The following is a 12,097-nucleotide window of genomic DNA, read 5'->3' as shown; positions in this document are numbered from 1 at the left end:
GGCGCGCATTCGCATCGACTTGCCCCCCGCCAATCGGAGTCATTCTGGCCATGAGCCTGGAACTTTCTGCCCGCGCCGCCGAGATCGTCGCGCACACCAAACTGCTGCTCGCCGAAGGCGGCTATCACGGGTTCAGCTATGCCGATGTGTCCGAACGCGTGCGCATCGGCAAACCCAGCATCCATCATCACTTCCCGACGAAGGCCGAACTCGTCCTGACCGTCGTCGTCCGCCATCGCGAAGAAGCGCTCGCGGGTCTGGCGGCGCTGGATCAGCACGTGGCAGATCCGGTGGAACGCCTGACCGCCTACACGGACTACTGGGCCAAGTGCATCCGCGAAGGCAGCGCGTCGATGTGCATCTGCGCGATGCTGGCGGCGGAGTCGCCGATGATTCCCCAGGAAGTCGCGGCCGAGGTGCGGGCTTATTTCAAGGATTTGACCGCTTGGCTCGCCTCGGTGCTTGAAGCCGGGGCGACGGCAGGGCAGCTCCAATTGCGCGATAGCGCGCAGGTCGAGGCGCAGGCCTTCATGTCCACCGTGCATGGCGCCATGCTGACCGCGCGTGCGTTCAACGATCCGAAGGCGTTTGCCGCGATCACCCAGGCCGCGATCCGGCAAATGGCTGTGCAGGCGTGAAAGCAGCACGACGCGTGCGAAAGTGCGCGCCCGACGGCCCGGTAATGGGTCAATCGCGGCGGCGGCCGCGTGCCCGTTGACGATGCTGCTTGCGGGCGCGGGCCGTCAATGCGGACGCCAAGGCAAGCAGCTTGTCTTCATCCAGACGCTCGGCGTCGACAAGTTGCTCGTCGGCCCCCTTGACCGCAATCAGCAGCTCGTCCAGTTTCAGATGCAGCGCCTCGCTGTCCTTGTTCTGGCTCTGCTGAATCAGGAAAACCATCAGGAAGGTGATGATGGTGGTGCCAGTGTTGATGACCAGTTGCCAGGTCTCGGAGAAGCCGAACGCGGGGCCCGAGATCCCCCATAACACCACCGCGATCAGCGCGATGCCAAAGGCGACGGGTGAGCCCGCCCACTTGGTCACAAGCGACGCGAAGCGGTCAAAAAAATGGGAAACCGGATTGGGTTTGCCGGTCTTCCGGGGTCGTGGTTGCGGCCTGGATCTCGTTTGCCGCATTGCTGCGTTCCTTTTCGGCATGGCGCTCCATCCATACATGCACGGACCCCATGGACAGCAAGCCGCATGCCCGATTCCGCGCGCCTCGGCTGGAACGGTGCGTGCTAGGCTCTCGATGTTCCGGCCCGCCACGTTGCGATGAAATCCCTACTGCATTCCGAAAAGTTCCTGCTGCTCGCCTGCCTGCTTGCGATCGCGGGGTTCATGATCGACCCGCAACTGGAGGGTCTAGGCCAAGCAGCAAGCCTGGCGGAAACGGCCGTGCTGATCGCGGCGATCCTTGCCGCCTCCCTGAGCGTTGCGCGCCATGCCGAACGCATCGCGCAGAAGCTCGGCGACCCGTACGGCAGCATGATCCTGACGCTGTCAGCAGTGTTGGTGGAAGTGATCGTGCTGGTGATCGTGTCGTCCAAGGCGGGCTCGCCGACGCTGGTTCGCGACAGCATCTATTCGGCGGTCATGCTGGATATCAACGGCATTCTTGGCGTGGCCGCCCTGATCGGCGGGTTCAAGCACGGCGAGCAGGCATACAACGACGATTCGGCGCGCACGTACAGCGTGATGATCCTGACCGCCGTTACGGTGTCGATGATCATTCCCGAGTTCGTGCCGCAGCCCAGTTGGCGCGCCTATAGCGCCTTCACCGTGGTGTCGATGCTGCTGATGTACGGCGTGTTTGTGCGCATGCAGACCGGGCCTCACAGCTATTTCTTCAGCTACAGCTATCCCGAAAAAAAGACGCGCACGCCCGTGCCGCCCGGCGGCGGTCCCGGCTGGCGCCAGTCGGCCGCCGTGATGGCGGTCGGCATCGTGGCGGTGGGCGCGCTGGCCGAGCTGATGTCGCATGCGCTGAACCGCAGTCTGGAAGGGATGGATGTGCCGGTCGGGCTGATCGCCCTGGTGGTGGCGGGCATCTCGGCCGCGCCCGAGATGTTGACGGCCTTCCGGGCGGCGCTTGCCAATCGCATGCAGTCGGTGGTCAACATCGCGCTCGGCGCGTCGCTGTCGACCGTGATCCTGACCGTTCCGGCGATGGAGGCCATGGCCCTCTTCACCGGCCAGCGGATCGACATGGCGATGACGCCGCTGCAGACGCTGATGATGCTGGTCACGTTGATCGTGGCGGCCATCAACCTGAATGACGGCCAGACCAACGCTATCGAAGGCCTGACGCACTTTGTGCTGTTTGGCGCGTTCCTGATGCTGCTGACCCTGGGGCTATAGCGACGGAAGGTTTACTCCTTCGGCCCGGACTTCTCCGGCAGCACGGCCGGCGTGTCGTCGGCCGGCTTGAACATGCCGCCTTCCACGTCCGGCTGCGGCGCGGAATTGCCATCAATGGCCTGTTGCTCCACTGACGCATCTTGCCGGGCGCGCTCCCGGTCGTTGGCCTTGGCGAGATCCTTCTGCACACGATCCGCGATATCGACCTGGTCTTCGGTCGACGGGTCGGGGGCGGGATTGCCGTCTGCGGTCGTGGCGGCACGCGCCGGATCGTGGGCGTCTGCGGCCGTATCGCGGCCGCCGGGATGGATGGCGTTCATGGTGTTCTCCTTGAAAACGCATTCCGGCTGCAAGCCGCGTGCCTATCCGCGCGCCGACGCCAGTACCGGCTCGGCCGCTTCGTCACCTTGGGGCGCGTTGATGGGGACGATGCTACGCATGCTGCATGCGCTAGTCGGTTCTGGACCGTCTGCATCGCGAGGGCGACCGCGACACCGCCGATGGGCAGCGCGGGGGAAAAGCGTGAGGGAACGGGGGATTCAGCCAAATCCCCCGGAGCGCAGGCTCCAGGGGAGCGCGAACAATTATTTCTTCAGACCCGCCAGGGCGTCGCGCAGCATCTGTTTGGGGTTTTCGTTGCACTGCTTGACGAGCATCGGCGTGCGGGTGCTGATGCCCTCGACGTCAAGCACGGCCTCTTCGGGCTTGCCCTTGTTGTTAAGCGCTTCTGCATAGCTGACGACGACGGGGCGATAGGTCTCTTGGACGCCTAGGAAATCCTGGCATTGCCATAGCGCGAGAGGCTTTTTCGCATCAGCTGCCTGGCCGGTGACCGCGAAGGTCATTGAGCCAATAAGACCAATCATCAGTAGGTGCTTCTTCATATTCGAGCTCCTGGGGGTTGGCTTGCAGACGAAACGGCTTACTGAGAAACGGACAAAAACGGCCTATACAAAAAACGTGAGCGCGAGGCTCACCGGCCTAAATTACTGAAAACGGATGAGCGTCGTCAACGCACATTGCACCAAAGGGCTGAATGACGCGTGTATACCGGTTAAGCCGTATCGCTGGCCTGACGTCACTGCAGGGCCGTGTCCAGCACCATCATCAACACAAATCCCAGCATCAGACCGCAGGTGGCGGGGACTTCGTGACCTTTCCGATGGGTCTCAGGGATGATTTCGTGGCTGATGACGAACAGCATGGCGCCCGCGGCAAAGCCCAACCCCCACGGCAGCAACGACGCCGACCAGCCGACGATGGTTGCACCCAGCACTGCGCCCAGCGGTTCCACCAGGCCGGAGGCCATGCCGAATCCCACCGCGAACGCGCGCCGATACCCGGCGGCCAGCAGCGCGATGGCCACTACCAGGCCTTCGGGCACGTCCTGAATCGAGATCCCCAAGGCCAGCGAGCCGGCCTGCACTGGGTCTGCTCCGGCATAACCGACGCCGATCGCCAGGCCTTCGGGAAAGTTGTGCAGCGTGATCGCAAACACGAACAGCCACGTTCGCCGCAGGTTGCGGGCAGGCTTGCCTTCCTTGCCCTTGATGAAGTGCTCGTGCGGCAAGACGCGGTCCAGAATCAGCAGCGCCGACGCGCCGAGCAGGATGGCGCCGGCGATGGAGAGTCCGGCGCCCCATGGCCCTCTGCCGAGCTCGCGGGCGGCGTCCAGGCCCGGAATGATGAGAGAAAAGGCGCAGGCGGCCAGCATGATGCCGGCGCCGAATCCCAGCAACGTGTCCTGGACCCGTTCGGGCACCCGTTGCGAAAAGGCCACCGGCAACGCGCCCAGCGCGGTGGCGCCAGCGGCAAGCAAGCCGCCCAGCAGCGCTGCACCCACCGCCGGATGCGAGGCGTCCAGGTAACGCCACAGCGCGAAGACGCCGAACGCGCTGAGTGCGAGCAGACAGGTTCCAAGCAGGCCCTTCAGCGTGGACGCGCGCGGATCCGGCAGGGTTTGGCCGTCCTGCACGGCGGGGCGGGGCACTTAACGCGATCCCGGAAAGCGTCGCGACGTCAGCGGCCAAGATGGCCATGCGTATGCCGTAAGCGCTGAATCCTTTTGCGTGCGGTGGCGTGGCCGTTTCATGATGCTCCTCGGTTTGAAGGGCCGGCGCCTCGTTGCTGGGCTGCCGGCCATGTCGTGCTGTGGTTCTGCGGTGGTGCGATAGCGCATTGACACTACAGGACCGTGACGCCAGAGCAATGCGCGTGCCCGGACCCGCGGCGGGGGCGGGGTCAACGAAAAAAGAGCGCCCGAGGGCGCTCCAGAAGACTTAAGCGCGCAATGCGCCGGGTCTTGCAAAGATCAGGTCAGGCAGAACTGCGGGACGCCGCTGGCGTCGACGCGCCGGATGCCCTTGAGGATCCATTTGGCGTGACGCTCGGCCTCGTGCTGCGCCGAGAAAAGCTTGCCGCTCGGGATGGGCCAGACGGCCTTCCCGTCGTGTTCGCCGTCACGCCGGGTCGTGACGTCGAGCCGATACTTGCCGCTCGGCAACTCAATGACATCGCAGTGGACTTTGAATCCATCTACGCAAATACCCTTTTCAGTATTCATCGTGCGCTCCAGAGCGTGGTGTTCGGAAAATTTCCTGCCCGGGATTTTCCAAAAACTGCCTCCGCGCGGGTGCAACAAAGTGCAAGAATTCCCGACCAAGGCCCGCAAGCGAATTTGTCCATGAAAACGCGCCGCCAAATGCCCGCCGGTTCTTCAAATGAATCGGGCCCTGGACAATGCCCAGGGCCCTGGCGGGATACGCACCGCAGGCAGTGACTACCTGCGGGTGATCGTGAAGGGGGATGACGGCGCGCGGCCGACGACGCGAGATCTGACGCCGTCTTTCCAGCCGGCTTTCCACATCTCGACGCGGCTGCGCCATTCATGGACTGATTCGCCGGTCTGCGCAGGCATGGCTGCGGAGCGAAGATAGGGGCAATCCAAAAGGGTCAACCCCTGGCGCGCGGCGTCTGCTCCCAACTTCTGGATATCCACTTGCATGGCAACTCTCCCAAAAGATGCGAGCAGCTAGTGTGCCGACGGCACTGCGCTCGCGCAACGGAGGGCGTGTAACGCTGCGTTTCTTTGTTACATCGCCGTAAAACACGCTATTTCTGCCGCAAAAAAGCGCCCCGCGCGATGCGGGGCGAAGACTCACGGTCCAACAAAACGCAAAGGTCACAGCGACGTGGCGAGGCCGTGCCAGCCACCGGACTCCCCAACCAGAGACCGGTAACCCTGCCGCTGTGACTCCCGGATCGCCGCAACTATTGTTCCCGTCGCGCGTGGCGGAAAGATGACGGCGCGTCGCGCGTGCTGATGCGCATGCACTGCTGCGATTTCTACACGATCGGAAGATTTGACTTGCGCGGTGTGACGGAACACGACTTGCTGCCTTTGCCGCAAGCGCTCCGCACCGCGGCGCGTCTCCGACAACCACTCGCGAGGAGGGACCGAAATGAAATTCACCAAAGCGACCAACGCGAAAGCACAAGGCGATGCCATCGTATTCGAGATGGAAACGGCCGGTGTGACGCGGCAGTTCGAGATATCGGGCGATGTGCTGCGGCAGCGGTTCGGCGCCGCCGATGACACCGCGCCGGAATTGCTGCGTGCATTCGAAAGCGGCGCCGATGCGTTGCGCGAACTGGCGCACCGCACGCAGTGGGTGCCGACCGACGGTCCTATCCAGGTGGGCGAGGGCGATTTTGGCTAATTGCGAACGCGGACGCGTCGCTGGCAGGCCGCGCTTCGCGGCGCGGACGGGCATGACGTTTGCTGGATGTTCCTTGTTCGCCGGGCGGCATCAGGCCGACAGCCGGCGACTTATTTTCTACTGGAGGTCCGAATGAAAAACCGTCTTTTGAAAGCAGGGCTTGGCGCTGCAATTGTCCTCGGCATGAGTTCGGTTGCGCTTGCGCAAACCCCGGCGGCCCCTGGCGCCCAGGTGCCCGCTGCAACGAACAAGCTCGATAGCGAGGCTCGCGGCTTTTTGACAGACGCCGCGGAGTCCGGCCATCTCGAGGTTGCCGGCAGCAAGATGGCGCTGGAAAAGTCGCAGAACGCCGAGGTCAAGCAATTTGCGCAGAAGATGATCGACGATCACACCAAGTTGGCCCAGCAGCTCGAGGCCTTGGCCAAGAGCAAGGGCTTTGAGCCGCCCAAGGATCCTTCGATGATGCAGACGGCCAAGCTCAAGGCCATGGGACTGCGTGACGAAGGCTTCGACAAGGCGTACGCCGACGAGATCGGCGTGGACGCGCACGAGGACGCGGTCAAGCTGTTCGAGAAGGCTTCGAAGGAAGTGAAGGACCCGGAGGTCAAGCAGTTCGCGATCGAAACGCTGCCCAGCCTGCAGCAGCACTTGCAGGCCGCAAAGACCTTGCAGCAAAGCGTGTCGGCCAAGAAGTAAATGCGTTGCGACGTGCCGGTGTCCCCACCGGCGACTGATGGATCAAGCGGGCCTGCCCGTTCGCTATTTCGGTAAGACTCACCGGCATGCGTCTTGCTGTTTACCGCACGGGCAAGGCCCGCTTCCCCATCGATCCACACACAGGAGTGATCATGAGCCAGAAGACATTGAAGGACCTGTTTATTCACGAGCTATCGGATGTGTACAGCGCCGAAAAGCAACTGACGCGCGCCCTGCCGAAGATGGCACGCGCCGCTACTGACCCCACGCTGGCCGAAGCCTTCAACACGCACCTTGAAGAGACGCGCGGACAGATCGAACGCATCGACAAGATCGTCGAAGGCGCGGATTTCAGGCTGAAGCGGATCAAGTGCGCCGCCATGGAAGGCCTGGTGGAAGAAGGCAAAGACGTCATCGAAGACGTTGAGGAAGGCCCGGTGCGCGATGCTGCGTTGATCGCTGCGGCGCAGAAGGTCGAGCATTACGAGATCGCCAGCTACGGCACGCTTTGCACCTTCGCCAAGCAACTACTGGGCGAGACCGAAGCACTGAAGCTGTTGAAGGAAACGTTGGCCGAAGAAAAGGCCACCGACGAGAAGCTGAGCATGCTGGCGCTGCAGCAGACCAATGCTGAAGCGGCCCAGGCGGGCAAGGCAAAGTAATTGCAACCTGCATGAAGCGGGTGACGATGCTGATGCGGCCCTGTGTCCTCGCGGCGCAGGGCCGTCATCGCCTCACCAGCGGGGCGTGGGGATCCGGGAGCGCATCATGAAACCTGTTGACGATACTTCCAGCCGCGCCCGCCCGGCGCGGCGCGGCGCCAGGACTGGCCGGGGACCGTGGCTGATGCTGGCCGTCTGGATTGGCGCCGTGGCCGTGCTGTTCATCGTTGGGCTGTTGATTCGCGGGATATAGCTGCGCTGCTTGATCCGGTCCGAGCGCACTAGGAGCACAGTCGCGATGCCACCATCGTGACGATCGTGCCGTCGGGCAGCTTGTAATGTCCGTCTCCCTGCCATGTCACGAGCTGCCCGTCAGGCAGGCAGCAATAAGAACTGGCCTTCGCATCTCCTTGGGGCTGCGAGCAATATCTGTCGATCCGGTAGGTGGTGCCATCGGCGGCGGCTGCCACCACCTCCATCACACGCTTATATGCGGGGTTCGCCATGTGTGCCTCCTGTTCGCCATTCGGGGTATTGGTGCATGCGGGCTTTGCGTGGTCAATACGCATCGCAGCATCCGGGACTCGTGCGCAGGGATCGGCGATCGTCGGACAGCCGCACGCATCGCGGCTTAATGGAGCGCAACCATGCATGAATTTGAGAGTCTGGACGGACGGGTAATCCTTGTGACCGGCGGCGGCAGCGGATTGGGTGCGGCGCTGTGCGAGCAGCTTGCGGCCGAAGGCGCCCGTATCGCGGTCAGCGACATCGACGAGCAGCGTGCCAATGCTGTCGCGGGCAAGCTGAAAGAAGGCGGCGCGGACGTCATGGCCTGCGTCATGGACGTGGGCGTGGCGGCCGACGTCGCCGAGTGCATGGACGCGGTCGTGCGGCAGTTCGGCAAGCTGGACGCGATCGTGAACAGCGCCGGCGTCGATGTCACCGCGTCCATCGACCAACTCGATCCCGACGTCTGGGAGCGCGTGCTGCGCACGAATCTGACGGGACCGTTCCTGATGGCAAAGCTGGGCAAGAACCGCCTCAGCCCCGGCGGCCATATCGTGAACGTGGCTTCTACCGCAGCGCGGCGTGCGTGGCCCAACGCCAGTGCCTACCACGCCAGCAAGTGGGGATTGCTAGGCCTGTCGCATGCCCTGCATGCTGAATTGCGCGGAATGGGTATCAAGGTCAGCGCCGTCATCGCCGGCGGCATGCGCACGCCGTTCCTCCTGGACCGGCTTCCGGATATCGATACGAGCACGCTGCAGGATCCCGCCAACGTCGCGCGTGCGGTGCGCTTCGTATTGACGCAACCGCCGGAAACCGTGGTGCCCGAGGTGATGGTGTTGCCGATGCAGGAAACGTCCTGGCCCTGAACACACCCCAAGGAGATGACCCATGAGCACGAAGCCCCATTCCCATCAGGACGACCCCGCCGACGCGGACCGCAAGCCGGTGCCGCCCGGCGAGCGCACGCTCTCGGACCGCCCGGCCGATCCGAACCGCACGGGCGCGGGCCGCCAGTTTCCGCCCGGCATGGACCCTGCGGACGTGTGGGACCCGGGAAGCGCCACGCCGGACGCCCCGCCCGTGGACAACCGGTCCGGACAAGGTCAGCCGCCCGACCGCAAAAAATGAAAGCCCGCCCGGCCGAAAGGGCGGGGCGGGCAAGGGATGCGCCGGGCTGCGGCGCGTCGCGTTACGGCTGCTTCAGTTCGTCGGCCGCATTCACCTGCCCGAGCTCCGTACCCGTCACCGGGTCGCTGCTCGGGTCCGACGCCGTGCGGGCCGCCATGGCCTGCAGGGCCAGCACTTCGTCTTCGGTCAGGTTCACATTGGGCATGCCGTCGCCGTCGATGGCGCCCTGTTCTTCGCGGTCCGAGATGTACTCGAAGTTGGCGTCGCTGTTCCACGGGCCGCGGGTGTCGCCGTCGCCCTGCGACATGTTGAAGTACACCGAGGCAAAGCGCGGGTCGCCGGGTAGCTTCCCGGGCGGGAAGTTTGGCTCGATCGAATACAGGGCCTTTTCGAAAGAGCGCTGGTGCGACACTTCACGGGTCATGAGGAAGCCCAGCGCGTCTTTGACGCCCGGATCATCGGTGGCGTTGATGAGGCGCTCGTAGATGATCTTGGCGCGTGCCTCGGCGGCGATGTTGGACCGCAGGTCCGCCGACGGATCGCCGATGGTGTCGATGTAGCCGGCATTCCAGAGCTGGCCGCCCGAATTGATCAATGCCGGACCGCCGCCATACAGCACCTGCGTGACGTGCGAGTCGTTGCCCGGGCCGTTCAGACGCCGGTAGATCTCGGCTTCGGATTCCGTGGCTTCGGCCAGTACGCCTTTGGCGCCTTTGTTCAGCATGGCGACGAGCGTGCCGATGACTTCCAGATGGCTCAGTTCTTCCGTGGCGATGTCGAGCAGCATGTCCTTGCGGCCCGGGTCGTCTTCGGCCAGCGCCTGCGTGAAATAGCGACAGGCCGCCGCCAGTTCGCCCTGCGGGCCGCCAAACTGTTCCAGCAACAGATTGGCAAGACCGGGGTTGGTCTCGCTGACACGTACCGTGTATTGCAGTCGCTTGTTGTGTGCAAACATAACGTTCTCCTGATACCCGGCGCTCTGCCGGGATGCGTGTGCGCGGCGCGTTCGGACGTGTGCCGCAGGGTGTGTGCTCCGTGGTTGGATCTGTCCTCTTGCAAGCCGCGGACAGCGAACCGATGCCGCAACAAATGTTCCTGACGGCCAGGCTTTCTCGCGATCACGCTTGCTTGAAGACCATCAGATAAAAGATCGCCAGGAAAGCCACGAAAGCGATCGCATCGAGCGCGACCCGCCAGCCGAACCAGCGCGGGAATGTTGCCGGCAACAGGGTTCCGCATGGTCCGCTGCGGCGGCTGCAGCACGGCGGCCGTTGCGTTGAAGCGCGAGTCGGCCACTACCACCAGGCGTCTTGCGACGGCGATTACCAACGCTGCCAGCATCGGTAAATTTTTCGACAACGGTCCGGATGGGTGCATCGAGAATTCGGGCAGCCAAATGATGGATGCGGACGGGGTGGCGTTTGGGGCGCGTTTCAGGAATGGGGATTGCTGGCCCGATCCGCTGCGCGGTTTTCGCGTTAGGAACCGGGAGCACTCAATGAAATTGAAACTGAAACCGCTACGTGAGCAGGTGATGGTGATTACGGGCGCGAGCAGCGGCATCGGCGCGGCGACAGCGAAGATGGCGGCTGAACGCGGGGCGAAGGTGGTGTTGGTGGGACGCCAGGAAAACAGGCTGAACAGCGTGCTGAACGATATCGTGCGCGGCGCCGGTGTCGGTGACGCTGATCAAGCCGGCTTCGATCGCTACGGGGTTTACTTCGCACGCGCGCAACTATATGGACGTTCAGCCTAGCCTCCCAGCGCCGGTTTACGCGCCTGAGGCGGTGGCTGATGCGATTCTGCACGCGGCGGAGCATCCGACGCGGGATTTGTACGTGGGGAGCGCGTCGCGGGCTATTTCTACGCTGGGTCAGAATATGCCGGGGCTGGCGGACCGTATGGCTGGATGGCTGTTTCGGCAGCAGCGCGGTGGGGCGGTGGCTGACGGCGGATCTGATCCTCCAGTGGCTTGAGCTTGGCGGGCGCTGGGGCGGGTGGAGTTCTTGAGGTTCTTGGCTGCGTCTTTTGGGTATGGAGCGGTTTGCGGGGCCCGTCCCACGTCGGCCGCGCGGGCGGCCTGGTGGGACTTACGCGGTGTTTTGCGTTTGGCGATGACGCTTCGCGCTTGCGGCGTGCGCTCTTCTCCGAACCGCAGATCGTTTTGCTGGGTGTCTGAGGGCGGCGCAGGAAAGCGCACGTCAACTGGTGGTGCCTGCCTTCAGCCACGCCGAACAACCGGCCGGTGCCACCGAGCCGCTGACGTACATCGCGCCGGCCGCAAACAACCGCAGCTTCTCCGCCGTCGGAATCGCGGTCATCACCCACACGGATCCCTGCGAATCTGACCACACGACGCGCGCATCGGTATCGGCCAGCGCCTGAAACATCGCCCCGGGCGATGCGCCGGGCCGCAGTGCGATGACGGTGGTGTTGGCGTCCGCGCGCAAGGGAAAAAGGTTCATCAGCCCGCCGGTCAGCACGCCTGCAACCAGCAAGCTGGCAAACGTCTTGCTCGTGCGTCCTGTGGGCGGCGGACGGCGATGGTTGCGTGTGCGCCAGCCGTACAGCAGCGGCAGCACGCCAAATACGACAAACCAGGCCAAGTCCCACACCAGCGGATTCTCCGCGTCCATCTTGATGCGATGGATGCCGGTGATCCAGTGCAAGAGCAGCGCGTCGATGATGTGCCAGGCGCCGAAGCCGATCCAGAAGTGGCCCCATCGCGGACGGAGCGCGGGGCCGGTCGTGGCGGCGGAGCGGGCGCGGTATAGCTCGATCAAGCCCGCGGCTGCGATGACGTACATGATGGCGTGGAAGATGCCGTCGGCGGCGACCTGGGCGTTCAGGCTGCCCAGGGGGCCGACCTGTATGTTGGAGAGCAGGTGATGCCATTGCAGGATCTGGTGCAGCAGGATGCCATCGAAGAAACCGCCCATGGCGAAGCCCAGCAGGAAGCTGGCGCGGCGCAGGCGGCGGGGGACGGTCGGATCATCGGTAGGGCGGACGAGTTCCATCAGG

Annotated in this window: 18 protein-coding genes; 9 read left to right on the top strand and 9 right to left on the bottom strand. The window is 63.9% G+C overall.

Annotated features, from left to right (window positions below; all coding sequences use genetic code 11):
* The first annotated feature begins 50 nt into the window (after positions 1 to 50).
* Positions 51 to 638 carry a TetR/AcrR family transcriptional regulator gene (locus B2W22_RS03575; protein ID WP_286936201.1) on the top strand — a complete coding sequence of 196 codons (588 nt, stop codon included), beginning with the start codon at positions 51 to 53 and terminating at the stop codon, positions 636 to 638.
* A 49-nt stretch (positions 639 to 687) separates the two neighbouring features.
* On the opposite strand, the gene B2W22_RS03570 is transcribed toward B2W22_RS03575, so the two are convergent.
* Positions 688 to 1,137, bottom strand: a complete 450-nt coding sequence (locus B2W22_RS03570; RefSeq protein ID WP_286936200.1) for a low affinity iron permease family protein — start codon at positions 1,135 to 1,137, stop codon at positions 688 to 690.
* 138 nt (positions 1,138 to 1,275) lie between these two features.
* On the opposite strand from B2W22_RS03570, the gene B2W22_RS03565 reads away from it, so the two are divergent.
* Positions 1,276 to 2,361, top strand: a complete 1,086-nt coding sequence (locus B2W22_RS03565) for a calcium:proton antiporter (protein ID WP_286936199.1) — start codon at positions 1,276 to 1,278, stop codon at positions 2,359 to 2,361.
* 11 nt (positions 2,362 to 2,372) lie between these two features.
* On the opposite strand, the gene B2W22_RS03560 is transcribed toward B2W22_RS03565, so the two are convergent.
* From B2W22_RS03560 to B2W22_RS03540, 5 genes are all read right to left on the bottom strand, one after another.
* Positions 2,373 to 2,681 carry a hypothetical protein gene (locus B2W22_RS03560; protein ID WP_175124323.1) on the bottom strand — a complete coding sequence of 103 codons (309 nt, stop codon included), beginning with the start codon at positions 2,679 to 2,681 and terminating at the stop codon, positions 2,373 to 2,375.
* Positions 2,682 to 2,945: 264 nt separating this feature from the next.
* Complete coding sequence (gene hdeA / locus B2W22_RS03555; RefSeq protein WP_056563757.1) at positions 2,946 to 3,245, bottom strand: acid-activated periplasmic chaperone HdeA; 300 nt, start codon at positions 3,243 to 3,245, stop codon at positions 2,946 to 2,948.
* Positions 3,246 to 3,439: 194 nt separating this feature from the next.
* Positions 3,440 to 4,318, bottom strand: a complete 879-nt coding sequence (locus B2W22_RS03550; RefSeq protein ID WP_175124404.1) for a ZIP family metal transporter — start codon at positions 4,316 to 4,318, stop codon at positions 3,440 to 3,442.
* 354 nt (positions 4,319 to 4,672) lie between these two features.
* Positions 4,673 to 4,924 (bottom strand): hypothetical protein, encoded by a 252-nt coding sequence (locus B2W22_RS03545; protein WP_175124322.1) that lies wholly within the window; start codon positions 4,922 to 4,924, stop codon positions 4,673 to 4,675.
* 216 nt (positions 4,925 to 5,140) lie between these two features.
* A complete protein-coding gene (locus B2W22_RS03540; protein WP_175124321.1) occupies positions 5,141 to 5,365 on the bottom strand; it encodes a CrpP-related protein in 225 nt (74 codons plus the stop codon).
* Positions 5,366 to 5,822: 457 nt separating this feature from the next.
* On the opposite strand from B2W22_RS03540, the gene B2W22_RS03535 reads away from it, so the two are divergent.
* From B2W22_RS03535 to B2W22_RS03520, 4 genes are all read left to right on the top strand, one after another.
* On the top strand, positions 5,823 to 6,080 hold the full coding sequence (locus tag B2W22_RS03535) for a DUF1488 family protein (RefSeq protein ID WP_175124320.1): 258 nt from the start codon (positions 5,823 to 5,825) through the stop codon (positions 6,078 to 6,080).
* A gap of 132 nt (positions 6,081 to 6,212) precedes the next feature.
* On the top strand, positions 6,213 to 6,776 hold the full coding sequence (locus B2W22_RS03530; protein ID WP_286936198.1) for a DUF4142 domain-containing protein: 564 nt from the start codon (positions 6,213 to 6,215) through the stop codon (positions 6,774 to 6,776).
* Positions 6,777 to 6,928: 152 nt separating this feature from the next.
* On the top strand, positions 6,929 to 7,438 hold the full coding sequence (locus tag B2W22_RS03525) for a ferritin-like domain-containing protein (protein ID WP_286936197.1): 510 nt from the start codon (positions 6,929 to 6,931) through the stop codon (positions 7,436 to 7,438).
* Between the two features lie 106 nt (positions 7,439 to 7,544).
* Entirely contained in the window at positions 7,545 to 7,691 is a 147-nt protein-coding gene (locus tag B2W22_RS03520; protein ID WP_175124317.1) for a hypothetical protein, read from the top strand.
* Between the two features lie 28 nt (positions 7,692 to 7,719).
* Here the strand turns inward: B2W22_RS03520 and B2W22_RS03515 are convergent, their stop codons facing one another.
* A complete protein-coding gene (locus B2W22_RS03515) occupies positions 7,720 to 7,944 on the bottom strand; it encodes a hypothetical protein (protein WP_175124316.1) in 225 nt (74 codons plus the stop codon).
* A 141-nt stretch (positions 7,945 to 8,085) separates the two neighbouring features.
* On the opposite strand from B2W22_RS03515, the gene B2W22_RS03510 reads away from it, so the two are divergent.
* Both B2W22_RS03510 and B2W22_RS03505 read left to right on the top strand, forming a co-directional pair.
* Positions 8,086 to 8,814: an SDR family oxidoreductase gene (locus B2W22_RS03510; RefSeq protein ID WP_175124315.1), complete on the top strand. Its 729-nt coding sequence runs from the start codon at positions 8,086 to 8,088 to the stop codon at positions 8,812 to 8,814.
* Between the two features lie 22 nt (positions 8,815 to 8,836).
* Complete coding sequence (locus tag B2W22_RS03505) at positions 8,837 to 9,076, top strand: hypothetical protein (protein WP_175124314.1); 240 nt, start codon at positions 8,837 to 8,839, stop codon at positions 9,074 to 9,076.
* Positions 9,077 to 9,137: 61 nt separating this feature from the next.
* Here B2W22_RS03505 and B2W22_RS03500 read toward each other — a convergent pair whose 3' ends face one another.
* Positions 9,138 to 10,031 carry a manganese catalase family protein gene (locus B2W22_RS03500; protein ID WP_175124313.1) on the bottom strand — a complete coding sequence of 298 codons (894 nt, stop codon included), beginning with the start codon at positions 10,029 to 10,031 and terminating at the stop codon, positions 9,138 to 9,140.
* A gap of 282 nt (positions 10,032 to 10,313) precedes the next feature.
* Here B2W22_RS03500 and B2W22_RS28430 point away from each other — a divergent pair, with 282 nt between their 5' ends.
* Positions 10,314 to 10,832, top strand: a complete 519-nt coding sequence (locus B2W22_RS28430; RefSeq protein WP_349679447.1) for an SDR family NAD(P)-dependent oxidoreductase — start codon at positions 10,314 to 10,316, stop codon at positions 10,830 to 10,832.
* Positions 10,833 to 11,277: 445 nt separating this feature from the next.
* Here the strand turns inward: B2W22_RS28430 and B2W22_RS03490 are convergent, their stop codons facing one another.
* The gene (locus B2W22_RS03490) at positions 11,278 to 12,093 is read right to left on the bottom strand and encodes a DUF2243 domain-containing protein (RefSeq protein ID WP_286936196.1); all 816 of its coding nucleotides are present in this window, start codon (positions 12,091 to 12,093) and stop codon (positions 11,278 to 11,280) included.
* Between the last annotated feature and the right edge of the window lie 4 nt (positions 12,094 to 12,097).

The organism is Achromobacter sp. UBA4530 (genome assembly GCF_002388205.1).
GTDB classification, from domain to species: domain Bacteria; phylum Pseudomonadota; class Gammaproteobacteria; order Burkholderiales; family Burkholderiaceae_B; genus Achromobacter; species Achromobacter animicus.
Note: the sequence above shows the minus strand (reverse complement) of the source record. Positions and strands in the feature narration are given on the sequence as shown.